At 41.5% G+C, this 23967-nt stretch carries 25 protein-coding genes; 12 read left to right on the top strand and 13 right to left on the bottom strand.

Annotation, left to right across the window (positions count from 1 at the left end; all coding sequences use genetic code 11):
• Positions 1-35: 35 nt before the first annotated feature.
• The 6 genes from rseP to tsaB are packed head-to-tail and all read right to left on the bottom strand — an operon-like array spanning position 36 to position 5770.
• Complete coding sequence (gene rseP / locus K333_RS0100195; protein WP_027452184.1) at positions 36-1430, bottom strand: RIP metalloprotease RseP; 1395 nt, start codon at positions 1428-1430, stop codon at positions 36-38.
• Between the two features lie 18 nt (positions 1431-1448).
• The gene (locus K333_RS0100190) at positions 1449-2612 is read right to left on the bottom strand and encodes a 1-deoxy-D-xylulose-5-phosphate reductoisomerase (RefSeq protein WP_024990209.1); all 1164 of its coding nucleotides are present in this window, start codon (positions 2610-2612) and stop codon (positions 1449-1451) included.
• Positions 2612-3136, bottom strand: a complete 525-nt coding sequence (gene rimM / locus K333_RS0100185) for a ribosome maturation factor RimM (protein ID WP_024990210.1) — start codon at positions 3134-3136, stop codon at positions 2612-2614. The genes K333_RS0100190 and rimM overlap by 1 nt, the downstream gene beginning before the upstream one ends.
• Entirely contained in the window at positions 3129-4439 is a 1311-nt protein-coding gene (gene murA, locus K333_RS0100180) for a UDP-N-acetylglucosamine 1-carboxyvinyltransferase (RefSeq protein WP_024990211.1), read from the bottom strand. Before murA ends, rimM begins: the two co-directional genes overlap by 8 nt.
• A complete protein-coding gene (locus tag K333_RS0100175; RefSeq protein WP_024990212.1) occupies positions 4440-5036 on the bottom strand; it encodes a DUF4290 domain-containing protein in 597 nt (198 codons plus the stop codon). It abuts the gene before it with no gap.
• 41 nt (positions 5037-5077) lie between these two features.
• Positions 5078-5770, bottom strand: a complete 693-nt coding sequence (gene tsaB, locus K333_RS0100170; RefSeq protein WP_024990213.1) for a tRNA (adenosine(37)-N6)-threonylcarbamoyltransferase complex dimerization subunit type 1 TsaB — start codon at positions 5768-5770, stop codon at positions 5078-5080.
• A gap of 89 nt (positions 5771-5859) precedes the next feature.
• On the opposite strand from tsaB, the gene K333_RS0100165 reads away from it, so the two are divergent.
• The 11 genes from K333_RS0100165 to K333_RS0100115 are packed head-to-tail and all read left to right on the top strand — an operon-like array spanning position 5860 to position 16564.
• Positions 5860-6735, top strand: a complete 876-nt coding sequence (locus K333_RS0100165) for a YicC/YloC family endoribonuclease (RefSeq protein WP_024990214.1) — start codon at positions 5860-5862, stop codon at positions 6733-6735.
• 2 nt (positions 6736-6737) lie between these two features.
• A complete protein-coding gene (gene gmk / locus K333_RS0100160) occupies positions 6738-7316 on the top strand; it encodes a guanylate kinase (RefSeq protein WP_024990215.1) in 579 nt (192 codons plus the stop codon).
• Between the two features lie 3 nt (positions 7317-7319).
• On the top strand, positions 7320-7895 hold the full coding sequence (nadD, locus tag K333_RS0100155) for a nicotinate (nicotinamide) nucleotide adenylyltransferase (RefSeq protein ID WP_024990216.1): 576 nt from the start codon (positions 7320-7322) through the stop codon (positions 7893-7895).
• The gene (locus K333_RS0100150; protein ID WP_024990217.1) at positions 7892-9751 is read left to right on the top strand and encodes a phosphoethanolamine transferase; all 1860 of its coding nucleotides are present in this window, start codon (positions 7892-7894) and stop codon (positions 9749-9751) included. Before nadD ends, K333_RS0100150 begins: the two co-directional genes overlap by 4 nt.
• Positions 9748-10821 carry an acyltransferase family protein gene (locus tag K333_RS0100145; RefSeq protein ID WP_024990218.1) on the top strand — a complete coding sequence of 358 codons (1074 nt, stop codon included), beginning with the start codon at positions 9748-9750 and terminating at the stop codon, positions 10819-10821. Before K333_RS0100150 ends, K333_RS0100145 begins: the two co-directional genes overlap by 4 nt.
• Positions 10818-11828 (top strand): acyltransferase family protein, encoded by a 1011-nt coding sequence (locus K333_RS0100140; RefSeq protein WP_036886356.1) that lies wholly within the window; start codon positions 10818-10820, stop codon positions 11826-11828. Before K333_RS0100145 ends, K333_RS0100140 begins: the two co-directional genes overlap by 4 nt.
• Positions 11825-12724: a decaprenyl-phosphate phosphoribosyltransferase gene (locus tag K333_RS0100135; protein ID WP_027452183.1), complete on the top strand. Its 900-nt coding sequence runs from the start codon at positions 11825-11827 to the stop codon at positions 12722-12724. The genes K333_RS0100140 and K333_RS0100135 overlap by 4 nt, the downstream gene beginning before the upstream one ends.
• 13 nt (positions 12725-12737) lie before the next feature.
• Positions 12738-13358, top strand: coding sequence for an HAD family hydrolase (locus K333_RS0100130; protein ID WP_024990221.1), 621 nt, complete (start codon positions 12738-12740; stop codon positions 13356-13358).
• A complete protein-coding gene (locus K333_RS0100125) occupies positions 13321-13758 on the top strand; it encodes a GtrA family protein (protein WP_024990222.1) in 438 nt (145 codons plus the stop codon). Before K333_RS0100130 ends, K333_RS0100125 begins: the two co-directional genes overlap by 38 nt.
• Positions 13759-13763: 5 nt before the next feature.
• Complete coding sequence (locus tag K333_RS0100120) at positions 13764-15200, top strand: DUF6080 domain-containing protein (RefSeq protein WP_024990223.1); 1437 nt, start codon at positions 13764-13766, stop codon at positions 15198-15200.
• 14 nt (positions 15201-15214) lie between these two features.
• A complete protein-coding gene (locus K333_RS0100115) occupies positions 15215-16564 on the top strand; it encodes a DUF6080 domain-containing protein (protein WP_024990224.1) in 1350 nt (449 codons plus the stop codon).
• Between the two features lie 3 nt (positions 16565-16567).
• Here K333_RS0100115 and K333_RS11590 read toward each other — a convergent pair whose 3' ends face one another.
• The 3 genes from K333_RS11590 to K333_RS0100100 are packed head-to-tail and all read right to left on the bottom strand — an operon-like array spanning position 16568 to position 19841.
• Positions 16568-17479 (bottom strand): glycosyltransferase family 2 protein, encoded by a 912-nt coding sequence (locus K333_RS11590; RefSeq protein WP_024990225.1) that lies wholly within the window; start codon positions 17477-17479, stop codon positions 16568-16570.
• A gap of 8 nt (positions 17480-17487) precedes the next feature.
• On the bottom strand, positions 17488-18930 hold the full coding sequence (locus tag K333_RS0100105; RefSeq protein WP_024990226.1) for a lipopolysaccharide biosynthesis protein: 1443 nt from the start codon (positions 18928-18930) through the stop codon (positions 17488-17490).
• 8 nt (positions 18931-18938) lie between these two features.
• A complete protein-coding gene (locus K333_RS0100100) occupies positions 18939-19841 on the bottom strand; it encodes a beta-1,6-N-acetylglucosaminyltransferase (protein ID WP_024990227.1) in 903 nt (300 codons plus the stop codon).
• A gap of 79 nt (positions 19842-19920) precedes the next feature.
• Here K333_RS0100100 and K333_RS0100095 point away from each other — a divergent pair, with 79 nt between their 5' ends.
• Positions 19921-20796 carry a LicD family protein gene (locus K333_RS0100095; RefSeq protein ID WP_024990228.1) on the top strand — a complete coding sequence of 292 codons (876 nt, stop codon included), beginning with the start codon at positions 19921-19923 and terminating at the stop codon, positions 20794-20796.
• A 2-nt stretch (positions 20797-20798) separates the two neighbouring features.
• On the opposite strand, the gene K333_RS0100090 is transcribed toward K333_RS0100095, so the two are convergent.
• The 4 genes from K333_RS0100090 to K333_RS0100075 all read right to left on the bottom strand — a co-directional run bounded on the left by K333_RS0100090 (position 20799) and on the right by K333_RS0100075 (position 23881).
• Positions 20799-21833, bottom strand: a complete 1035-nt coding sequence (locus tag K333_RS0100090; protein ID WP_027452182.1) for an NAD-dependent epimerase/dehydratase family protein — start codon at positions 21831-21833, stop codon at positions 20799-20801.
• Positions 21821-22537: an IspD/TarI family cytidylyltransferase gene (locus tag K333_RS0100085; RefSeq protein WP_024990230.1), complete on the bottom strand. Its 717-nt coding sequence runs from the start codon at positions 22535-22537 to the stop codon at positions 21821-21823. The genes K333_RS0100090 and K333_RS0100085 overlap by 13 nt, the downstream gene beginning before the upstream one ends.
• 45 nt (positions 22538-22582) lie before the next feature.
• Entirely contained in the window at positions 22583-23155 is a 573-nt protein-coding gene (locus tag K333_RS11585; protein ID WP_024990231.1) for an LbetaH domain-containing protein, read from the bottom strand.
• 150 nt (positions 23156-23305) lie between these two features.
• Entirely contained in the window at positions 23306-23881 is a 576-nt protein-coding gene (locus tag K333_RS0100075; protein WP_238314438.1) for a hypothetical protein, read from the bottom strand.
• Positions 23882-23967 lie beyond the last annotated feature (86 nt).

Below are 23967 nucleotides of genomic sequence, written 5' to 3'. Positions count from 1 at the left end.
TTTAATGTTTTGTTGTAAAAATAGTATTCTCTTTGTTACATAAATCCTAAAAATCGTAATACATCATTCAAATTTGCGACAATGAGCAAGAGAATGAGTATTGTGAATCCTACGTATTCTGCCTTCACTAAGAAGTCCTCACTTGGTTTTCGGCGAGTGATCATCTCATAGATCAGGAACATGACATGACCACCATCGAGAGCAGGGATTGGCAGAATGTTCATGAATGCCAGAATGATGCTCAGGAAGGCTGTCATCTTCCAGAACAGATACCAGTCCCATGTTGTTGGGAACATGCTTCCGATAGCACCGAAACCACCAAGGCTCTTGACGCCATCCTTGGATGCTACATATTTCATATCACCAATATAGCCTTTGAGTACGTCCCATCCGTATTTGATACCAGCAGGGAAACTGGCTAGAAAACTGTATTCGATATGAGTTTGCTTATAGTCTTTCATGACATTGACGAAACTCAAACCAATCTTGATGTTGTCGGTCTCGGCGTCCTTGACCAGTGTAACGTTGGTCGTGTCGGCCTTTGTGGCATTCTTATGAAGAATGACGATAGGAACGGTGAGGATGTCTGTACTGTCTTTGTGTGACATACCTTTGTTTAGGTCGTCAGACTTTCCTCTTACTATTCTTGTGAAATCAGAACCGGTGATGACCTTCTGACCGTTTATGGCAAGGATCTTATCTCCTGATTGTATACCGATCTTCTGAGCTGGACTTCCCTTTTCTATGCTGTCTACAACATTAGGTAGATATGGATACATGAAAGAAGGTTTTGCCTTGATCATGTCGAGCATGTTCAAATCGCCAGGCAACTGGATGGAAATCTTCTTGCCTTTACGGATAACATCTACTCGTTTGGCTTGACTGATGTCTCGGTACATGTCGCCTCCGAACTCCTTGAATTCTCCGTGGACATCACTTCCTACAAGGATGTCGTGATCTTGGAATCCCAGTGATTTGGCATAACTATTGAACTGCATACCCTGGGTGTAGTTTTTGGGCATGATATAGGTGTCGCCCCAGGTAAACATCAGCATCGAATAGATGAAAAGAGCAAGGATGAAGTTTACTGTCACACCACCTATCATGATCAGTAAGCGCTGCCATGCTGGTTTACTTCTAAACTCCCACGGTTCAGCTGGTTTCTTCATCTGTTCTGTATCGAAACTTTCATCTATCATTCCTGCAATCTTGCAATAGCCACCTAGAGGAAGCCATCCCAGACCGTAGGTAGTATCACTATGCTTAGGTTTGAATTCAAAGATATGGAACCATGGGTCGAAGAAAAGATAAAATTTCTCTACTCTAACACCAAAGAGTTTAGAGAAAAAGAAGTGTCCACCTTCGTGTAACAGGACTAAGAGAGAGATTGACAGCATAAACTGCAATACTCTGATCAGAATATCTTCCATTTGTTTTTATGCAATTGTTTATTTGTTATTCATTATTTCTGTGGCTATGCGACGTGCTTCAGCATCTGTCTGCATATAGACGTCGTAATCGGGATTCTTGTCGAATGGGGTTTTGTTCATCGTCTTCTCGATGATGTCGGCCATTCCGAGGAATGAGCACTGGCCTTTTCTGAATCCTGCATTTACGATCTCGTTGGCTGCATTAAGGATACACGGCATATTGCCTCCCTTGTTGATGGCCTCGTAAGATAATGCCAGACATTTGAATTTGTTGATGTCCGGTTCGAAGAATTCCAGATTCTGTGCCTTGAAGAGGTCTAGACGGTCGCCATTCAAACTGAGTCGCTCTGGGAATGAGAACGCGTATTGGATAGGAAGGCGCATGTCGGGAACACCTAACTGTGCCTTCACAGCTCCATCCTTGAACTGTACACCACTGTGAACGATGCTTTGAGGGTGTATCAGCACTTGGATCTTCTCTGCAGGAACACCAAAGAGCCATTTGGCCTCCATAACTTCGAAACCTTTGTTCATGAGTGATGCGGAGTCGATGGTTATCTTGGCACCCATGTCCCAGGTAGGATGCTTGAGGGCATCGGCGGCTGTGACATGCTTGAGTTGTTCTTCGGTGAACTTCCTGAACGGACCACCGGAACATGTTAATAGTATCTTCTCTATTTCGTTCTGATCCTCGCCTACAAGACTTTGGAAGATAGCGCTATGCTCAGAGTCTACCGGTAGAAGAGGTACATGATATTGACTGACAAGATTTAGAATGAGTTCACCGGCAACAACAAGGGTCTCCTTGTTGGCCAGACATATCTTCTTCCCTGCCTTGATGGCATGAATCGTAGGAGTGAGTCCTGCGAATCCAACCATTGATGCGAGGACAACATCTATCGGTTTGGCTTCTACAATCTGATTGATGGCATCCTTGCCGGCATAAACCTTGATGTCAGGTTCGTCACTCAGCAAGTCTTGTAGTTCCTGATAATGTTCTTCGTTGGCTATCACCACGGCTGCGGGATGAAAACGATGTGCCTGTTCTGCCAATTTCTCAACAGAATTGTTAGCAGTTAAACAGTAAGCTTCGTATAGATCGCTATGTTGCGCAATTACATCAAGGGCTTGAGTACCAATACTTCCGGTACTACCCAAGATACATATTTGTTGTTTTTTCATTATTCTAAATCTAAAATTCCTTCAGGCAAATTGATCTTTATCTGTCGATTCTCTACATCTACTTCTTGTATCAACTCCTCTGAAGCAGGAATCAATATGTCTTTGCCGTCTTTGGTCTTTACCTCGAAAAGTATATTTATGGTGGAATCGTCAACAGACTGAATGGTTCCTACCACATTATTTATATGTAAGTCGATAAGTTGGAATCCGATGATCTGACTCCATGATATGTTCGTGGGGTCGTTATCCGATAACTTGTATGGGAAGTATACTTCGCATCCTGTCAGGTCGCGGGCTCTGTCCTCTGTATCGATATCCTCGAACTTTACAAGTGCTGTAGAGTCTGAACGAAAACGATATTCCTCCATAAAGAAAGGTACAAGGATTTCGTCAATATCCAGAATCAGATATTGAGCATCAACACGATCGAATACATCGTCATCGAATAGGAAGTTGATCTCACCCTTTACACCGTGAGGTTTTCCCAACTTCCCAATCTTATAAACTTCTTCTTGCTTAATCATTTACACGAGTAATCTTTGCTCCCAACTGATTCAGTCGCTTCTCAATGTTCTGATAGCCACGGTCAATCTGAGCGATATTTGCAATTTTACTTGTTCCGTTTGCACTCATGGCAGCAATCAACAAGGCTATACCGGCACGAATATCCGGACTTGTCATCCTGCCTGCTCGTAAGGTGATCTTTCTGTCGTGTCCCACAACGACAGCGCGATGTGGGTCGCATAGGATGATCTGTGCTCCCATGTCGATGAGTTTGTCGACAAAGAACAGTCGACTCTCGAACATCTTCTGGTGGATGAGTACGGTTCCGCGAGCCTGTGTCGCAACGACGAGTAAGACGGAAAGAAGGTCTGGGGTAAGTCCTGGCCAAGGTGCATCGGCGAGTGTCATTATCGTTCCGTCGATGAAAGAATCGATGACGTAGCTCTCTTGTTTCGGAACGACAAGGTCATCGCCTTCGATATCGATTTTTACACCAAGTCTTCGGAATGCCTCCGGGATGATACCCAGATCCTTTACAGAGACATCCTTGATGCGTATGCCTTCTCCCACCATTGCTGCCATACCGATGAAAGATCCTACCTCTATCATATCGGGCAGAATCTTATGGTCAGCTCCGTGAAGGTTCTTCACGCCTACGATGGTGATCAGGTTGCTGCCGATGCCACTGATGTTTGCGCCCATAGCGTTGAGTAGATGGCACAATTGCTGGATATAGGGTTCGCAGGCTGCATTATAGATGGTCGTTGTACCTTCAGCTCTCACCGCTGCCATGATGATGTTCGCGGTTCCTGTGACAGAGGCTTCATCGAGCAGCATATAGCATCCTTTGAGCTTCTCGGCCTGAATCTCAAAGACGTTGCGTTCATCGTCGTGGACGAAATGTGCTCCAAGATTCTTGAATCCCAAGAAGTGAGTGTCCAAGCGACGGCGCCCAATCTTGTCGCCACCAGGTTTTGCAACGGTAGCTTTTCCAAATCTGCCGAGGAGTGGACCAATCATCAACACGCTACCACGAAGTTGTGAGCATTTCTTGACGAACTCTGCACTTTGCAGATAATTCAGGTCTAGTTCGTCGGCCTGGAAAGTCATATCGTTTTCGGCATTCTTGGTAACCTTTACTCCAATCTCTTTCAGAAGAAGAATAAGGTTATTCACATCAAGGATGTCCGGGATATTCTTGATTCTGACAGGGTCTGAGGTGAGGATTGTCGCACAAATCACTTCCAAGGCTTCGTTCTTAGCTCCCTGAGGAGTAATAGTACCTTTGAGCGGATGACCGCCTTCTATGATGAAAGACTCCATTTACTTTTTCTTTTTCTTACCGTTATTAATTTCTTTCTCGTTGATTTTCTCAAACTGGAAGGTGTCCAGATCCAACTGAATCTTTCCGTCTGTGAACTTTGCCAAATCAGATGCAACTTTTTCATCATCGCAAGAACCATGACTCCATGATATCAGGTCACGCTTCATCTGGTTGGCAACGATTTTTGTCAACTCATCACGTTCTTCACCAGGCTCCATGTCCTTCAACTTCTTGAAAGCTTCGAACATCAAGTTGCCATAATGTCTTACGGGGATGCGCTTCATAGGATATTCTATAGCTTCCGGTTTTGTGGCGATCTTCTTGGCATTGCTGATATCGAAAGGATAGTCGATGTCTAATTTGAAATCGCTGATCAATGCTAACTGATCCCATAGCTTGCGCTCATGGTCTTCGGTAGCACTATTCTGTGGAAACATACGATCCATGATGGCAACGATAGACTCTGCACATTTTTGACGCTCGTCTCGGTCTTCGATGGTCATACAGTAATCTACCATATTCTGAATGGTTCTGCCATACTCAGGGAGAACCAGTTTTTCGCGTTGCGTGTTGTAATCCAATCCGTCTAATTTCATTCTTTACTACTCTTATAGTTATTTTTTTGCCCGCTACCGGATTAAAGCAGACTCTTAGGCTTCTTTGCAACAAAGTCCTTTAGATAGAATGGTACGAAGTATGCTACATCTTCGTATTTTTCCAATGCTATGCGCTTTTCTGCAAGTGGAAACATATTCTTGGCCAATGGCTCGATGCCCTCGATGAGGTGAGCATTAGGATGATTGATGGTATCCATACATTTGGCTGCACCGTTTCCGAAGAAATATACAGGTCCTTTGTCAAGGAATTCTTTGTATGTTTCTGCATCTACCACGTCAGCCTGAATAGGACGATGTTCTTTGAGAGCACGGTCGAAGACTTGTGCGTAAACTTCCATGCGGCGAGCGTCGAGCATAGGAACGAGCAATGCATTATCCTCTGTCACCATCTCTCTGAGGAGTACCGGTACTGTCATGAGTTCCAGTGTAGGGATTGCGATGAGCTTTGCTCCACGTCCATAGCATATACCTTTTGCCATACTTGTTCCTATACGTAGACCTGTATATGAACCTGGTCCGCAACTTACCGCTACGGCATCCAATGGGATGGCATGGTTATCAATAAATGATAAGGCTTCGTCAACGAAAACGCCGAGTTTTACGGCGTGGTTAGGGCCACTGTGGTCCTCCTTGTTGAAGATGCATTCTGCATCATTACTTACTGCTACTGAGCACACGTCGGTGCTTGTTTCAATGTTTAATATGCACGACATAAACAAAAATATTCTTATAATAAGGTGCAAATTTACGTTTTTTTCCGCGAAAATTTGTACTTTTGCAAAAAATTAACGCGAAAGTAACAATGATACAGTCAATGACAGGTTACGGCAAATCAGTCGTAGTCTACAAGGAAAAGAAAATTAATGTTGAGATTAAGTCATTAAATTCTAAGACTTTGGATCTCTCTGCTCGTATCGCTCCTCTCTATCGCGAGAAAGAGATGGAAATTCGTCAAACTATTGGTCGTGCCTTGCATAGAGGTAAGGTCGATTTCTCTATATGGATTGAGAAGGATGTGCTTGCTGATGCGGCTCCTATCAATGCTTCTCTTGTAGAAAATTATTATCAGCAAATAAAGGAAATTTCTGCAAAAACGGGTATACCAGAACCAGATGACTGGTATGCTACATTGCTTCGCCTTCCTGATGTTACAACAAAGAACGATGTCGAAGAGTTGTCGGAGGAAGAGTGGAATGCTGCTCGTAAAGCTATCGATGAGGCTTTGGATAATTTGATTAATTTCCGTAAACAAGAGGGTGCTGCTCTTCAGAAGAAGTTTACTGAGAAGGTGGACAATATCGAAAAGTTGTTGAAGAGTATCGAACCTTATGAGAAATCTCGCGTACCTAAGATTAAAGAGTCTATTATCAAGGGATTGGAACAGATCCCTGAGGTGGAATATGATAAGAATCGTCTTGAGCAGGAACTGATCTACTATATCGAGAAACTTGATATTAGTGAGGAAAAGCAGCGCCTGACAAATCACCTGAAGTATTTTCGTGAGACAATGATGGAAGATTGCCCTGTAGGTAAGAAACTGGGATTTATCGCTCAGGAGATGGGTCGTGAGATCAATACGACAGGGTCTAAGAGCAATCAGGCCGAGATGCAGAATATTGTTGTTAAGATGAAGGACGAACTTGAGCAGATTAAAGAGCAAGTTCTCAATGCACTATAATTATGGATAATAAAGGTAAGTTGATTATATTTTCAGCTCCAAGTGGCAGCGGTAAGAGTACCATTGTCCAGTATTTGATGAAAGAACATCCAGAGCTTAATCTGGCATTTTCTGTGAGTTGTACATCTCGTGCTCCTCGCGGAACGGAAAAGAATGGAGTGGAATATTTCTTCCTGACCCCAGAAGAGTTCAAGGCTAAGATTGCCAATGATGAATTCTTGGAGTATGAGGAAGTGTACGAGGATAGATTCTACGGAACACTAAAATCTCAGGTCGTTAATCAGACCGAGAAAGGTGAGAACGTGGTCTTTGATGTTGATGTCAAGGGCGGATGCAATATAAAGAACTTCTATGGTGATAAGGCATTGAGCGTTTTCATTCAGCCACCTTCGATAGAAGAACTTCGTCGCCGTCTGGTAGGACGTGCCACGGATGCTCCTGAAGTTATCGAACAACGCTTAGCTAAGGCCGGCTACGAGTTGACATTCGCTCCGAAATTTGATTATGTCGTCGTTAATGACGATTTGGAGAAGGCAGAACAGGAAACTCTGAAACTCGTTGAGGAGTTTTTGGCAAAATAATAAATGAAAAAGAAGACGGGCATCTTTGGTGGGTCTTTTAATCCCATTCATGTGGGGCATATAGCCCTTGCCCGGCAACTTTTGAAGTGTGCCGGTCTTCAGGAAGTGTGGTTTGTGGTTTCTCCGCAGAATCCTTGGAAGTGTGAGCGAGAATTGTTGGATGACGAAAGGCGTCTTGATATGGCTCGTATCGCTCTGCGTGAAGAAGAGAATCTGTTGGCCTCGGACTACGAATTTCATCTTCAGCGTCCTTCGTATACGTTGAACACCTTGCGTCATCTTTCCGAAGATTATCCAGATCGGGAATTTGTCTTGTTGATAGGTGGAGACAATTGGGCACAATTTGATAAGTGGTATGGTTATCAGGAGATTCTCAGCAATTATTCTATTGTAGTATATCCACGTAGAGGTGAGAATGTAGAAGTGAAGGAACTTCCCGGGAACGTGTCTGTTGTAGACACACCGTTTCTGGATATCAGTAGTACAGAAATACGTAATCGCATACTTCAAGGTCAGTCTATTCATGGCCTTGTTCCTAAGTCTATAGAATCGCTTGTTTTAAGAAATTATCAGAAATGAAGATATTACAACGATTGAAGAAATATTTGGAGTTCGTGTTCGTGCCAATTCGTAGGAACGCGACATTCTTTACCTTCATGTATCTGTTGGGAATCCTTAGTGCACTTTGTACACTCCCCGATACAGATGGGGCAGAACTTTATGGGAATCTATTCTTGGAGTTGTTCGTAGATCTCTATTGCTGTTGCGCAGTTCTGCTGTTGATACCACGTATTGCGCGTAGGTGGATAACGATATTTCTCTACATTATATTATATGTAGTAGCATTAATAGACGTATACTGTTTCGTCAATTTTGATTCTACGCTCAACCCATCTATGCTCATGCTTGTTGGAGAGACCGACAGCAGAGAGGTTGGAGATTTCCTGTCCTCTTTGGTCAGTCCGGATCTGCTTTTCAGTAGGGTAGGTTGGATACTTTTGTTAGCAGTCGTAAATATTGTTGTTTCGTGGGAACCCTATATCATCAAGAAAGTCAAAGGTGTTGCCTTGGACAGTTATCTGAAAGTTCGCTGTCAGATTATGGATTTCTTCGAACATTATCATACTTATTTGAGCATAGCTTGTGTAGCTATCCTTATCTGGGGCGCAATAAGTAGCGTACCGAACAAGATCGGATGTTGGAAGTTGATGACAGGTCGTACGATAGGCGAAGTAGAGCACACCTTGACCGAGAAAGACCACGGTCAGATGTACATTCCTATTTATCGTCTGATATTCAGTGCCTATGCCAATACACTGGCCGCTCAGCAGATCGGTTTGTTGATAAAGGCAGCCGACAAGGTAAGTGTCGACAGTTGTTCATATCGTTCTCCGAATATCGTTCTGATTATTGGCGAGAGCTATGGCAAGCATCATTCTCAGCAATATGGTTATCCGTTAGAGACGACACCTCGTCAAGTAAGACTGGAGAAGTCAGGATTCCTGACCAAGTTTGATGATGTGATAACATGTTGGAATCTTACCAGTTTCGTCTTTAAGAATGTATTCTCACTTCATGTCATTGGTGAGAAAGGCGAATGGTGTGATTATCCATTGTTCCCGGAGGTATTCCGTAAGGCAGGCTATCACGTCAGCTTTATCACTAACCAGTTCTTACCTAAGGCAAAGGAAGCCGTGTATGATTTCAGTGGAGGATTCTTCCTGAACAATCCAAAGTTGAGCAAGGAACAGTTTGATACACGAAATACGAGTCTTCACTATTTTGATGAAGATCTCTTGAAGGATTATGATCAACTGAAGAGTCAGAATGGAAAGTATAATCTGACGATATTCCATCTCATCGGTCAGCACGTCAACTATCGTACGCGTTTCCGTAATTCGCAAACACATTTCTATGCCTCTACCTATGATGAGATGCGTCCAGAATTGACGAATAAGCAAAAGAAGGTTCTGAGCTATTATGATAATGCAGTTCTCTATAACGACTCTGTGGTTTATCAGATTGTGAAGAAGTTCAAAAAGCAAGATGCCATCGTCATCTATATGCCAGACCATGGTGAGGAGTGTTACGAAGAGAATCGCGGATTCATCTGTCGAAATCACTCTGCCAATATAGATTGGCCATTGGCACATTATGAGTTTGAAATTCCATTCTGGATATATTGTAGTCCTAAGTATGCCCACAATCATCCGGAGATTTTCCAGCAGATTGTCCAAGCACGTCATCGTCGCTTTATGACCGATGCGCTACCACATCTGTTACTCTATCTGGCGGGAATCCATACGAAGGATTATCATGATGAATATAACCTTCTGAGTCCGAACTACAAGGAAGACCGTCCTCGTATTTTGAAGAATACGACAGATTACGATCAATTACGGGAAGAACATTTTAAAGAAATGAAGCGTAAATGAACAATCAAGAATTATTAACTCGTACGGAGTGCAACGTCCTTCGCGGATTGGCGATTATCGGTATTGTCATGCACAATTTCTGTCATTGGCTGAATCCGATAGTCAAGGAGAATGAGTATCAGTATTTCAGTCATAATGTGGAGTGGTTCTGGCAGGTTATGCTGAGTCCCGATGAGAAAGTGCTGGCACATCTATTTTCCTTCTTTGGTCATTACGGTGTACCTGTTTTTCTTTTCCTGAGTGCTTATGGTTTGGTCCGTAAGTACGAGTCTCGTGCTACAGAACCTACGGTACAACGTTTCTCATTACAGTCATTTTGTTTTGTGCGCTATCATTTTCTGAAGTTATTCAAGATGATGATTGTTGGTTTTGTAGCGTTTACGATGATTGACGCGATTACTCCGGGTTCCCATCATTATTCCTTCCTTGATGTTGTAGCCCAGATGGGTATGTTCAACAACCTGTTACCTCATCCGGATGATATCATCTGGCCAGGTCCATATTGGTTCTTTGGTCTGATGCTTCAACTCTATATCGTTTATCGACTGTTCCTGTATCGCAGAAATTGGAAATGGATTGTTGGCGCTATTGTTGTCTGTTGGCTCTTACAGATATTCTGTGACCCAGAAGGCGATATGCTGAACAGAATACGCTATAATTTTATAGGAGGTATGCTGCCATTTGGCTTGGGCATACTTTATGCAAAATATGGTCGACCATTAAGTCAGCAACAGAATGCCATCATGCTGATCGTGTCGACAGTACTTATATTGATCTTCAGTTCATCATATCAGTTATGGTACTTTGTTCCAGCCTTTGTCTGCACATTCTGTATAGGTTTTGTAAAGACCATCGGAAAGATGACATACCTGTTCAACCATTTAGATTGGGTAGGTTCTATTAGTGCGGCAATGTTTGTCTGTCATCCTATTACCCGCAAAGTTTTTATACCGATCAGTCGTCAGGGAGATCTTTATTGTGGTCTGTTACTTTATGTGATAGCGACGATAGCCTTATCGTGGGTATTCCGTGAGTTTATGAAGAAAATACCAAGTCCGAAGTTGAAATGAACTTGAAGATCAAAGACATAGAACTGGCAAACATCAGTCGTTATCGCGGTGAGTTGATGGGTATGGCAATGGTTTTCATTATTCTTTTCCATGCCGACCTACCTCGTAATGATATGTTTTATGGCCTGCGAAGGATGGGAAATGTTGGTGTCGACATGTTTCTCTTTCTGAGTGGTGTCGGTTTATGGTTCTCGTGGATGAAGACCCCATCCTATAAGCGTTTCTTCAAGCGCCGTTATCTTCGTATCTATCCAGCATGGCTGATCATTGCTTGTCTGTTTTATATACCCCGTTTCCATGGCGGAAGTGTGATGTCTTGGGTTGACTTGATAGGTGATATTACCATAAATTGGGATTTCTGGCTTCATGACGAACTCAACTTTTGGTATATACCAGCAACGATGATGCTTTATCTTTTTGCTCCATTCTATATGGAACTTATCAAGAAGCATCCTATCTATCGATGGCTTCCTGTCGTGATGATCCTGTGGTGCATACTTGTACAATATGTCACACCAGTCCATGATATTGTAGGTCATATCGAGATATTTTGGAGTCGTGTGCCAATCTTCTTTATCGGCATCAATATGGGAGAACTCGTGCGTACCAAGCAGAAGATGGACGGAGCCAGCATCTGGATGATTATCATCATGTTTGTGATGACGCTGACCTCAAGTATATTTCTGGAGCAGCAACGTCATGGACAGTTCCCATTATATGTAGAACGTATGCTTTACATTCCGCTTACGATTACCTCGATACTTCTTCTCAATCGACTTTTCCGTCGTACACCGAAGTGGTTTAATAAGAGTTTCAAGTTTATCGGTGCTCTGAGTCTGGAATGTTATCTTATCCATATCCATTTCGTGCTGGATTATTTGCCACACAATTGGAGCTATTGGCCAACTTTTTTTGTATGCACAGCGATCACCCTGCCTTTGGCATGGCTGTTGTGCAAGATAGTTACTTGGATTTCTAATCAGTTGAATAAAGTTATACCAGAATGAAGAATTTAATCAAGCTATTACGACCTAATCAGTGGATCAAGAATTTCTTTGTTTTTGGTCCGTTGGTCTTTGGTGGAGAATTATTCATCAAGGACTCCTTTGTAGAAGGTATCATCACATTCTTCGCCTATAGTTTTGCAGCATCATCGATATATTGTTTCAACGACATCCACGATGTAGAAGATGATCGACACCATGTCACGAAGTGTCATCGTCCGATAGCATCAGGTGCTATCAGCATCGCACAAGCCTATGGACTGATGATCTTAATGTTCTTGTTGTCTATGGGCACAATAGCACTGATGTATCTGATTCCGGAAAGTGCAGATGGCCGACCATTACAGGTAGGAGGAGTAATTCTTTTTTATTGGTTGCTTAACTTGGCCTATTGCGCCAAACTCAAACAGTTTGCAATCATTGATGTCTGTATTGTCGCCTTTGGTTTTGTCCTTCGTCTGCTGGCTGGTGGTTTTGCCACAGATGTCATGCTTAGTAAGTGGATTGTGCTGATGACATTCCTTTTAACCCTCTTCATGAGTTTTGCCAAGCGCCGCGATGACGTACTTCTTATGGAGGAAACCGGTAAGGCACCACGCAAGAATACGATTCGCTATAATCTCACTTTCATCAATCAAGCCATTACCATCACAGCATCAGTAACCCTAGTATGTTATATTATGTATACCGTAAGTCCTGAGGTTATTAAGAATTTCCATACAGAGAATCTTTACCTCACCAGTATCTTTGTACTTGTAGGACTGCTCCGATATATTCAGATTGCTGTTGTTGACGAGAAGAGTGGCAATCCTACGAAAATCATCCAGAAGGATCATTTCACCCAGTTGATCGTTCTGGCATGGCTTTTAGCCTTTATCCTTATTATATATGTGATGTAGCGTATATACCCAGATGAAAAGAAAAGTATATTGTTATGATTTTGATGGCACGATAACCCGTAAGGATACACTCCTCGAGTTTATCAGATATACCAAGGGAACCTCTCGCTTTCTTCAGGGATTTCTCCTTTATAGTCCTTTGCTGATATTGATGAAACTTCATTTGTATCCGAACTATAAGGTGAAAGAGAAAATATTCAGCTATTTCTTTCGTGGAGAATCTATAGACGACTTCAATCATCAGTGTCGAAGTTTTGCACGAGATTGTGCAGACCTTCTGAGAGAGCCTGCCAAGACATCACTCCGTAAGGCGATAGCAGAAGAGGCAACCATACTTATCGTTAGTGCCAGTATCGATAACTGGGTAGCTCCATTCTTCAGAGATTCCGTGGAGTTCCATCTTGGTCATACCGATTTCCATATCTTGGGAACACAGATCGAGGTCGTGGACAACAAGATAACCGGTCGATTCCAATCCCGAAACTGTTATGGGCAGGAGAAGGTAAACCGTATCCGGAAAATGGTTACAGCACCACGCGAAGAGTATCATATCATAGCCTATGGTGATAGCCGAGGAGATCAAGAAATGTTAGCTTATGCCAATCAAGGATATTATAAACCGTTTAGACGATAAACAGCGCCAGGGATTGGGCGAGGTCATTCGCTTTGGTATTGTTGGTGTCATCGCTGTTGTCATACAATATCTAGGTTATCTGTTGGTCGTAGCATTGTTGGAATATATGATGCCAGACTGGGGCAATCATGTTATCGTAACATCAGCCAACACAATAGCGTATGTGATCAGTTTCATCTTCAATTACATTGCCAGCACCCGTTACACCTTTAAGGTGAAGTCTAATGTCAAACGTAGTGCAGGTTTTGTTTTCTCACATATCATCAACTATATATTACAGACAGTAGTCTTGAACTTCCTTGTGGGAATAGGTTTGAGCAAGCAGATTGCGATGGTACCTATGTTTGCGATTACCGTTCCGACAAATTTTATATTAGTAAGATTCTTTTTAAAGAGATAGGCGAAATGAAAAATCCATTCCATATATTCAGAATCAAAAGAGAAGAGCGATGGCTAGCCTTGGCAGCATTCCTTCTTATCACAGTGCTCAATGCACTATGTATCTACAAATACTTTGATAAGTTTACGCAGATAACAAACAATTATCATGATCTGTTTGTGAAGAACTTCCATATCTCAGGATTCGACCCGATAACCTATACAGTGGTTTCCCATTGGGATACAGGATATAATATCTATCGTCATCCTTTGTTGGCATTCTTTATGTATGTACCCAACCAACTGAACCAAGGAATGATGATGCTTACAGGTATCAACCTCGTTCAGTTTATTGTTGCAGCGATTTTGATATTCTGTTCTTTCTATGCTTTCATCTTCTTCTATCGTATACTTCGTGAAATTGTAGCGTTGCAACGTATCGATGCAACAATCCTGACGGTATTCTTCTATAGCTTCTCCTATATCCTTGTATCATCGATCGTTCCCGACCATTTCATCCTGTCGATGTTCATGCTCATCCTTACCCTTTATGTTGCAGGTAAGAAGATGCAGCGTAATCATCCGTTTACCAAATGGCAGACCATTCTATTCTTTTTCATTACGGCTGGTATTTCATTGAATAATGGAGTGAAAGTATTTCTGGCAAATCTCTTTGTTAACGGAAAGAAGTTCTGGCGTCCGGCCAACTTGATTCTTGCCGTGATCATTCCATCTGCATTGATATGGGTAGGAGCAAGGATGGAATGGAACCACTTTGAAAAATCCAAATACCAACATCGGCAGGAGGTGAAAGCTCAAAAAGATTTCATACTTCGTGCCAATATCTATAAGAACTATCTAGATACCGTCTCTGCAACAGATAGCGCAGAGATTGCTGCAGGATTTCAGCAACTTATGAAGAAGAGAATCCATGATAAGTATGTCAGCGATCACCAGAAACCTTGGAATCTGCATACCGGTAAACCTATCAACAAGACGGAATTCGGTCAGTGGACGGATATTTCAACTCCACGATGGGCAACGCTTGTAGAAAATTTCTTCGGCGAACCAATACAGTTGCATCGTGACCATTTGTTACAAGATACGTTGACAAAGCGTCCTGTTATCGTTGAATATCGTTGGATAGGCAGTTATGTCGTTGAGGCTATTATCATACTGATGTTCATCCTTGGCATTTGCTTTGCCCGTCGTAGTCGTTTCTTCTGGATGGCATTTAGTTTCTTTGCCTTCGACGTCTTCATCCATATCATTCTTGGCTTTGGCATCAATGAGGTATATATTATGGGAGCACATTATCTCTTCATCATCCCACTTGCCATCGCCTACCTTGTAAGAAGACTGAGAAAGGAAGGTATCGGTATAGCCCGAGTTGTACTTTCTCTGATAGCAGTTTATCTCTATATCTATAATATTACGTTACTCACCCAGTATATATTGGAGTGATAAAAACATATAATATGAAGGATCCATTTAGAATCTTTAAAATAAGCAAGGAAGAGAGATGGCCTTCGGTGGTCGTCTTCCTATATTTGGTGGCCTTGAATGCGTTAGCCATCTATCAGCATTTCGAGCAATTCACGAGATGTGGCAAATTAGGTTTCTATACAATATTCACCAAGAACTTTTGTTTGTCGGGTTTCGATCCATACACCTATATCACACTTTCACAGTGGCGCTCACTTTATGTCCTTTCCCGTCATCCTTTACTGGCAATCTTCGTTTATCCGTTCTCAGAACTCAATCAGTGGTTGATGGATGTCACGGATATGAATTGCGCAGTCTTCATCGTTGCAGTTGTTCTAGTCCTTCTGTCCCTATATTCCTTTTTATTCCTTTTTAGAATCCTGCGTCAAATCGTTGAGATAGGATACAAGGAGAGTCTCTTGCTATGTACTTTTTTCTTCTCTTTTGCCTATATCATGGTAACTGTAGTAGCACCAGACCATTTTGGACTGTCTTTGTTCTTTTTGTTGCTTACCTTATATATCGCAGGAAAAAGTATCAAGGATAACAAGAAGATGCCAAGTTGGGCCACAGCACTATTGTTTCTGTTGTCCACAGGTATTACCACTACCAATTGCGTGAAGATCGGTCTGGCACAATGGTTTGCTAATGGTCGACGCGTGTTTCATCCTCGTAGTTTTCTTATCGCCTTTATATTACCATCATGTCTATTGGTAGGTTCTTATCTGCTCATAGACGAATATATACAGAAACCAGAACAGGAGCGTCGTGATAATGCCTTACAGGAACGACTGAAGGATCCGAAGTTTAAGAAAGATTTAGAAGCATTCCATAGGAAACAAGACAAAGCTCATGCCAATGCCATCATGTCGGGAGAAACATTCCGATGGACAGATATGAAACTTTCACGTTCACGTTCCATTGTAGAGAATCTTTTCGGCGAGTCATTGATGTTCCATGACGAGAAGATGCTTCATGATGTGAATGTAGATCGTCCGGTCTTCGTTGCCTATACCAATTATTTCTGTTACGTCATTGTTGGTATCGTCCTGTTGCTATTTATTTTAGGCATAGCATGTGGCATAAAGTCCCACTTCTTCCTACTATGTCTATCATGGTTTGGCTTTGATATGTTCCTTCACCTTGTATTAGGTTTCGGCCTTCAGGAAGTATATATCATGACAGCCCACTGGGCTTTTATCCTGCCTATAGCTATCGCTTATATGTTCAAGCACATCAAGAAAGCAAGTTATCAACAAGCATTAAGGTATATAGTATTGTTTCTTACAATATTCCTATTAACTTATAATTGGAATCTGTATATCCATTATATGTTATCGTAAAAGTTAGCATCTTCCTGTCCATTTCTTATAGTAGTGGACAGGGAAATAAGCTAATCGAGGAGGTAAGGCCATTACGATTTTGTCAAGCAGAGGAATGTCCTTATTCATATGCTTACGAAACTGTTTGTAATAATCTCGGAAAGCATAGAATTTTCTTTCATTTATAAAATTCTCATACATCTTCACCCGATGATGCAAGATAGAAGACTTGTATCTATTTCCCATCCCGGATAAAGTGTTCTCAAGGATTTTATCGTAGAGTTTCTCTACCTCCAGTTCCAATCTACGGTCATTAGGTAACCCCTCCATATAATAATAGATACATTTCCCGATAAAGTAAACCTTAGGTTTCTTAGCCAGAACTTTTATTTGTAAGAGGATATCCTCTCCGTTTCTGATGTCCCGAGGAATATCCAGGCATCCTTTCAAAATCTCTTTACGAAATAGAATTCCCCATAACACACAGAAGTAGATTCTGCTGGCGAGTAGTTCCTTTATCATAAAGTCCGGGTTTGCCCATCCTCTAATTCCAGAGTCAGCAATTCTTCCATGTTGAGTCTTATAATAGGCCACCACTTCATCGGCATTCTGTTGGATGATAGCATCGTATGTTGATGAAAGAGCATCGTCCAGTAGTTTATCATCAGAATCAACAAACATGATATATTTGCCCAAAGCATGCTCATAGCCTATTCTTCGTGCAGCTGTCACTCCACCATTCTCTGTATGGATAATCTTTATGCGATGGTCTTTTGTGGCTATTTTGTCAGCGACCATTCCCGAATTATCCGTACTCCCGTCATCGACGACAATTACTTCGAAATCGCCTTGAAAGTTTTGACTTAGACAGCTGTCCAAACATTCTTCGATATATTCCTCTTTATTATATAAGGGGATGATAATAGAGATGTCCATAGTAAAGATTATTTTGAGAATTTCTGTTTTACGAATTTGATGCAGTCATCCAGAATTACTACATGAGCAAGTTTCATTACTGCGAAATATAGTGTCGCAGCGATGATGATGCGTATAGCAATTAATAGATAGACATTTTCTATTTTCATCGTTATGAGGTAAGTAGTCCCCATTACAGCAATAGAAGTCATAAAGAATGGCATAGTGTCTTTGAAGATATCGAGAATTCGGATTCCCGAAATTCGTCTTGTGGCAAAATGCCAAACCAATAACCATAGTATAACAAAGATGCTATAAGCCGTTACGAGATAAGTCATCCCTAGAGAATGACCGACGATGATAAGGACGATCAATAGAATCACTTGTCCGAAGTTGCACCATAGATAGATATCTGAACGACCATTGCTGATGGCAAGGTTTTGATAAAGCGTATAGATGGGCATAAAAGCACCGCTGATACATAGAATCTGCAATAATGGTATACAACCAATCCATTTGCTACCAATGGTGATCAAGATAAACTCCCGACTGACAAGTGTCAGTCCCAGCATCAGAGGAAAAGATAAAAACGCCGTGAAGCGCATCATCTTGCGAAACACCTGTCGCTCTTTATCCTTATTTTCATTTACTGCAGCCAAAACGGGTTGCGCAATTTGTCCGATAGCATTGGCTACAAATGAGTTCGCCTTGTTGTCCCAGTTGTAGGCCTGAGTATAGTTGCCTACATCATGGATCGTATATAATCGACCGAAGATAAGTGTCAGAATATTGTTGCTGATGGTGTTGATAATGTTCGTAAATAAAATCTTTACACTAAAGTTGAACATCCTCTTTACCGGACCGAAGTCGATATGCAGGTTAGGGCGCCATCCCGTATAGTAATATCTTCCGATGTTCAATACACAGATATAGATGATTTGTTGCCAGGCCAGACTCCAATAGCTCATCCCCATGGAAGCCATTGTGATACCAACAATGCCAGAACATATTAAGGCTATAAATCCGCATATTGCGATTTCTTTGTTCATCATATTCTTCGTCATATAGGCACCCTGTGCTATTCCCAGTGAAGAAAAGACGAAGCCAAGGAATACGAAACGGGAAACCTCCACCAAACAAGGTTGATGGAAATACCAAGCGATGGTGGGAGCACAGAAGAAAAGAATACAATACATGCTGATACCAGCAATGATATTGAACCAGAATACCGAATTGTAGTCATTTCCCGTAGGGTGTTTCAGGTTGATAAGTCCCTGAGTGAATCCACTGCTCTGTATATTACCTGCAATCAGAGTGAAGATGGTAAGAACACCTACGATACCCGTCTCAGTCGGAGATAGTAAGCGGCCAAGAAATATACCAATGACGATATTGAGTATCTGCGTGGTACCACTATTCATGGCACCCCAAAAAAGGCCTTTTGCTGTTTTTTCTTTTAGCGTTTCTACCATATTGTCATTTATTTCCTGTATATATCAATCTTGTCTAGTAACTTATCGCTTTCTCCTGTTTTTGTTTTTCTGCAGAACATTTTACCCGAATCTATCAAAGTCTTGAAGTCTTCTTCTTGGAAGACCTTGATCTCTTCACCATATTCTATATAGGTGAGTGGTGATAGTTCCTCCAGTTCCAGTTCCTTACCTTCTATAAGTTTACAGTATTTCGCAAATTTCGAGTTTAATGCTATTGTATGGATGAAAGTCTCGTCGGGTCCGAATGAAGTCTTGAAATAATTTGTAAATTCAGGATGCTTCTCGTATATAGATAGTGCATATTGTGCCAGCTCTCGTGTGATGCCCCACCAAGAACCACCTTTATATAGAGGCACTCTTCTGTTTCCCAAAGGAACCGTTAGTGGCTTGTGAATATTCATTCCCGTAAGAAGTTTTCTGATAGCCACTCTAAACTTACTTTTGATAGTACCATATTTCCAAGGCTTGGTGTTCAGAAATCGATATTCCCGATAGAGCCTGGCATCTTCTTTATTGTTAGTCAAGCAAGTTGCCCTTAGAAAGTTCTTTCCTTGTACAGAATCGATATATCTCATGATTTTATCATTACTCCATAGTGGATAATCCAATCCACTGATAGAGAATAGATAATCGAAAGGGTCAGGGAAGGCTAGGGCAGCCTTGATTAATGCCATCTGGTATCTCACCTGTCCGAAACTTCCCCACATCACATTGATCCTATCCTCAATAAAGTGAGCATGGGGATTTGTAACACATCTTTTGAATGTATTGATGTCGGCTCTTGCATCCACATGAATGAAGAATTCAGCATCGTTAGGGAGTGCCTGAATCAATCTATTTAGATGCGGAGCATCCGTATGGGCAGATATCAGATAAGCTATTCTAGTCATATTCTTTGCAAAAATAGCAAATCATGATTGATTTTCAAAATATTCTTTTTACTTTTGCAATAATAAAGATTCAAAAGAGATGTTAGTAACCCAAGAACAGCAACCTTTATGGAATGCCATCATCACAGATGTCTTTAGAGAATTTATAGACATCTGTCAAAAATATGACCTAACTTATTATTGTTGTGGCGGAACAGCTATCGGTGCAGTCCGTCATCATGGTATAATTCCTTGGGATGATGATATAGATGTGTTTATGCCTCGTCCGGATTATGATAAGTTTCTGGAACTGGCAGAGAAAGTGAATTTGGGTAAATACGAAGTCGTTTCTCCTTATAATACAGTTGATTATCCACTTTATTTCTCCAAGTTATGCAATAAGGAAACCTCATTGGTCGAGATTGCAGAGCATCCATTTTTGATGGGACTATACATCGACATCTTTCCGTTGGATGGAGCGTCTGATTCTATAGAGGAGGCAAAGCAGCAACAGGCAGAATTCCGGCATATCATGAATAAGTTGGAGGCCGTTTCCACCCATAACTCTTTTTGGAAATATATCTCTTTATTGGCAAATCCAAAGGAGTGGGGGCGCTTCTTGCGTAAAACCTATGCTTTCTTCAATAGAGAAAATTATCGTCGTTCTTTGATTCGGCAATTGGATGCAATCTGTCGTAGATATGACTTTTCCACCTCTAAGCATGTCATGGCTTATAGCGGTAGTTATGGTGAGCGAGAAGTATTCCCTAAAGAATGGCTTGATGGCATTGTAAAATGTCCATTCGAGAATCTGGAGGTGAATCTTTTCTCAGGATATGATAAATATCTCAAACAGTTGTATGGAGATTATATGCAGTTGCCACCTGTGGAGAAGCGACAGAGTCATCATTTCAAGGCATATTTTGATTTGGCGAAGAGAATAACGCTTCGCGAGGCTCTCTCCAAGATCAAGTAACTTTATCGGCTTTCCATACTTTCTTCGATGGTAGCTTGCAGATATTCTCTTAGGCTACCTTTTACATTCCAGCCGAGTTCCTTTAATTTCTGATTAGAGAATATTGATTTCGTTATAGGATTGGTTCTTCCTTTCTTTGCATCGCTTGGAATGTCAAAGATGACCTGTTTATGGCCTATTTCCGCAATGATTTCTGCTAATTCTCGAATTGTGATATTAGACAGGTCGTCGGCAATGTTATAGGCTTCGCCGCTGCCTCCTTTTAGTAAGATATATAGCAAAGCGCTGGCGCAGTCTACAACAAAAGTCCAGGAACGAAAGGCCTCTCCCTTACTCTTAAGGACGATATCCTCGTCGTTGAGTATGTTTCGGATAAATTGCGCATACACCCGATTGTCAGACTCTGTAAAATGTGGACCATATACATGGCCTGGACGGGCTATGACGATATTGGCTTGATATTCAGCGATATAAGAGGCGCATAGAGTCTCTGCTGCTCGTTTGGATGAAGGATAACAAGAGCGTGGTTTGGTACAATCCACGTATCCACTATAATCTTCGGTAAATACTCTGCCATCCCCTTCTCCATATATTTCCCCCGTGGAAACATAAAGCATACGCATCATATGATGCTTCAGGCCATATTCTATCAAGTTTGATGTCCCGAAAAGATTAGCTTTCATCACCTCTACGGGTTTCTGCATAAAGAAGTTAGGACTGGCATTGCTTGCCGCATGGATGATATAATGATAGTTGATATCACTTTCCAAAGGCTCAGTCACATCATACCTGATCAGATGAAAATGATCACAATCAATATAATTTTGGAATCTCTTTTGGGCTCTCTTCTCGTTTCTTCCTGCGGCATAGATGTGAAGTCCCGCTATATGCTTCCGCATCAGCACATCAACAAGTGCAGAACCTATAAGTCCCGTAGCACCAGTGATGAGAATGTTGCAATTTTCCAGTTTCTCCCAAGGCAAACTGTCGTTGCATACATCGTCGATATATTGTGGATAAGTTTTTATTTCAGCCATGAATCCTTCTGCACATGCAGTAATGATTTTACGATTTCAAGATCTTCTACAGTGGTAATCTTCACGTTCTTCTCAGATCCAGGTACGATATGCATCTCCCTGTTGTCGAGTTCAGCCATCAGCGTACAAGAAGCCACGGAATTGGTAATACCTTTTTTCTTTGCTTCTTCGTGAGCGGCGATTAGATTTCTCAGTCGGAAAGTCTGAGGAGTCTGTGTACGGATCAAGGTATCCCTCGGGATGCTCTTTGTTGCTTTGAATCCATCCTCGCTTACCAATATAGCCTCACGGCATTGTATACCCGTGATGGCATATCCATATTTTTCACAGATTGCAATGTTTGACGAAATGATATCCTGTGAGACAAGTGGTCTCACGGCATCGTGGATAAGCACCAAGTCTTCGTCTCCACAACCTTGTTCTTTCAGTCCGTATATTCCGTTATGTATACTCTCCTGTCCGTTTTGTCCTCCGGGGAATATCCATTTCAGTTTTGTAATGCAAAACTGGTTGGCATATGAGCGAAGTACCGTTTCCCATCCTTCAAGGCACACGACAGCGATACCATCGATATTAGGATGCTTCTGAAAAGCCATCATAGTATGGATGATTACCGGACAATTGTCGATATGCATAAACTGCTTAGGGATATCTTGTCCCATTCTGTTACCGGATCCACCAGCGATGATCAAAGCGTAATTCATTTGCAAACTATATAATAATTGTCGAATATATTTTTTTTGTACAGATTATATCTTAGCACGTTCTATAATTCTTCCTGGGTTCCCAACAACGGTTGCACCGTCTGGTACATCTGTGAATACCACGGCGTTGGCACCGATGGTGACGTTGTTGCCGATATGTATCGGTCCGAAGACAGTAGCTCCCGTCATAATCTTCACGTTGTCACCGATCGTTGGTCGTCCGGTATCGCCATGATGTCCATGTCCCGTACCGATAGTAACGAGTTGCAGACAATAGAAATTCTTACCGATACGCTCAGCGTTGAGATAAGTGGAATAGTTGTGCTCAAAATGTGCTCCTTTTCCGATGCTCGGGCACCAGATATGAAGTGTCGGGTCGCCGGGGCACATCCATTTGATAAATATACTCAGATATTCGCCTAACCGATAATAGAAGAGATTGCGAAATGTCTTCTCGCGCGTCATTGCCTTGATAAAGTTCAAGACAGTGGCTTTATGGTCTTGTACTTTCAGCAAATCATCGTCAAAGTCCTTATGATGGAACATATAGTGCCCTATATGAGGGATCATCCTCAGCGATGAAGCTGTCAGTATTATCGTTTGAGTGATTGGGTTCATCTGATGTTTTCTTTTGGGTACAAAGGTAGCATTTTTTTGGTGAAAACAAGTTTAAAGCATTTGCTTTTTTATATTATAATAGGTATTAGAAGTGCATTTTTTGCAATATTTATATTCTTCTAGATTTTATATAAATATTACACGATTCTATCAAAACAAAGGTTCTATTATGGTATTATTACCATCATATTTAATTTTAATTGAATTGATGCCCATTTTTTCTGTAGGATAAATTGTTTTATTGTCATATTCTATAGACTTAATGCGAATACAATTTCCACCATACATATGCATAGCGTCCTTAGATGAAGTGAAACTAAAGTTCACATGCATTGGTAGCTTTGTCCCTTTGATATTCATTGCTAGACTTACTTTTCCTGAAGCTTCTGTTCTGTCCTTATTAAAAACCATAGAATTAATATCTGGAAGATCGACGCTAAAGCGAAATACTTTTGTTCTCTCGTAATCGGTAATGTCTATTTTCGCTTCTCGCTTTGATACTTTTTCTATAACAGAGAACTCTTTGTTAGCAAGCATCTCTTCATAGTTTATAGGCTTTCCGCTTTCTGATATAGAGACCAAAAGTGAGTTTAAAATAGTAGATGAAGGTTGTGGATTGTATTCCTCATCTTTTGAGCAGGAACAGAGTACAGTCGAAACAAGGAGAGTAAAACTCATGGCTGCTAAGCAACACATCACTAAGGTTGAGATCTTAAATTGTTTCATCTTTTATTTTTTTATTAATCTATTTAGTTATCACTTACAACTACGAAATGCAAATGTAAGGAAATACTTGCTTATATATACGTTAA

Source organism: Segatella albensis DSM 11370 = JCM 12258, from assembly GCF_000426565.1.
Lineage (GTDB): Bacteria > Bacteroidota > Bacteroidia > Bacteroidales > Bacteroidaceae > Prevotella > Prevotella albensis.
Note: the sequence above shows the minus strand (reverse complement) of the source record. Positions and strands in the feature narration are given on the sequence as shown.

Bases quoted from the DNA above. Each gene is read 5' to 3' on its own strand.
- rseP (WP_027452184.1), bottom strand. From the start codon at position 1,430: ATGGAAGATATTCTGATCAGAGTATTGCAGTTTATGCTGTCAATCTCT.
- K333_RS0100190 (WP_024990209.1), bottom strand. From the start codon at position 2,612: ATGAAAAAACAACAAATATGTATCTTGGGTAGTACCGGAAGTATTGGT.
- rimM (WP_024990210.1), bottom strand. From the start codon at position 3,136: ATGATTAAGCAAGAAGAAGTTTATAAGATTGGGAAGTTGGGAAAACCT.
- murA (WP_024990211.1), bottom strand. From the start codon at position 4,439: ATGGAGTCTTTCATCATAGAAGGCGGTCATCCGCTCAAAGGTACTATT.
- K333_RS0100175 (WP_024990212.1), bottom strand. From the start codon at position 5,036: ATGAAATTAGACGGATTGGATTACAACACGCAACGCGAAAAACTGGTT.
- tsaB (WP_024990213.1), bottom strand. From the start codon at position 5,770: ATGTCGTGCATATTAAACATTGAAACAAGCACCGACGTGTGCTCAGTA.
- K333_RS0100165 (WP_024990214.1), top strand. From the start codon at position 5,860: ATGATACAGTCAATGACAGGTTACGGCAAATCAGTCGTAGTCTACAAG.
- gmk (WP_024990215.1), top strand. From the start codon at position 6,738: ATGGATAATAAAGGTAAGTTGATTATATTTTCAGCTCCAAGTGGCAGC.
- nadD (WP_024990216.1), top strand. From the start codon at position 7,320: ATGAAAAAGAAGACGGGCATCTTTGGTGGGTCTTTTAATCCCATTCAT.
- K333_RS0100150 (WP_024990217.1), top strand. From the start codon at position 7,892: ATGAAGATATTACAACGATTGAAGAAATATTTGGAGTTCGTGTTCGTG.
- K333_RS0100145 (WP_024990218.1), top strand. From the start codon at position 9,748: ATGAACAATCAAGAATTATTAACTCGTACGGAGTGCAACGTCCTTCGC.
- K333_RS0100140 (WP_036886356.1), top strand. From the start codon at position 10,818: ATGAACTTGAAGATCAAAGACATAGAACTGGCAAACATCAGTCGTTAT.
- K333_RS0100135 (WP_027452183.1), top strand. From the start codon at position 11,825: ATGAAGAATTTAATCAAGCTATTACGACCTAATCAGTGGATCAAGAAT.
- K333_RS0100130 (WP_024990221.1), top strand. From the start codon at position 12,738: ATGAAAAGAAAAGTATATTGTTATGATTTTGATGGCACGATAACCCGT.
- K333_RS0100125 (WP_024990222.1), top strand. From the start codon at position 13,321: ATGCCAATCAAGGATATTATAAACCGTTTAGACGATAAACAGCGCCAG.
- K333_RS0100120 (WP_024990223.1), top strand. From the start codon at position 13,764: ATGAAAAATCCATTCCATATATTCAGAATCAAAAGAGAAGAGCGATGG.
- K333_RS0100115 (WP_024990224.1), top strand. From the start codon at position 15,215: ATGAAGGATCCATTTAGAATCTTTAAAATAAGCAAGGAAGAGAGATGG.
- K333_RS11590 (WP_024990225.1), bottom strand. From the start codon at position 17,479: ATGGACATCTCTATTATCATCCCCTTATATAATAAAGAGGAATATATC.
- K333_RS0100105 (WP_024990226.1), bottom strand. From the start codon at position 18,930: ATGGTAGAAACGCTAAAAGAAAAAACAGCAAAAGGCCTTTTTTGGGGT.
- K333_RS0100100 (WP_024990227.1), bottom strand. From the start codon at position 19,841: ATGACTAGAATAGCTTATCTGATATCTGCCCATACGGATGCTCCGCAT.
- K333_RS0100095 (WP_024990228.1), top strand. From the start codon at position 19,921: ATGTTAGTAACCCAAGAACAGCAACCTTTATGGAATGCCATCATCACA.
- K333_RS0100090 (WP_027452182.1), bottom strand. From the start codon at position 21,833: ATGGCTGAAATAAAAACTTATCCACAATATATCGACGATGTATGCAAC.
- K333_RS0100085 (WP_024990230.1), bottom strand. From the start codon at position 22,537: ATGAATTACGCTTTGATCATCGCTGGTGGATCCGGTAACAGAATGGGA.
- K333_RS11585 (WP_024990231.1), bottom strand. From the start codon at position 23,155: ATGAACCCAATCACTCAAACGATAATACTGACAGCTTCATCGCTGAGG.
- K333_RS0100075 (WP_238314438.1), bottom strand. From the start codon at position 23,881: ATGAAACAATTTAAGATCTCAACCTTAGTGATGTGTTGCTTAGCAGCC.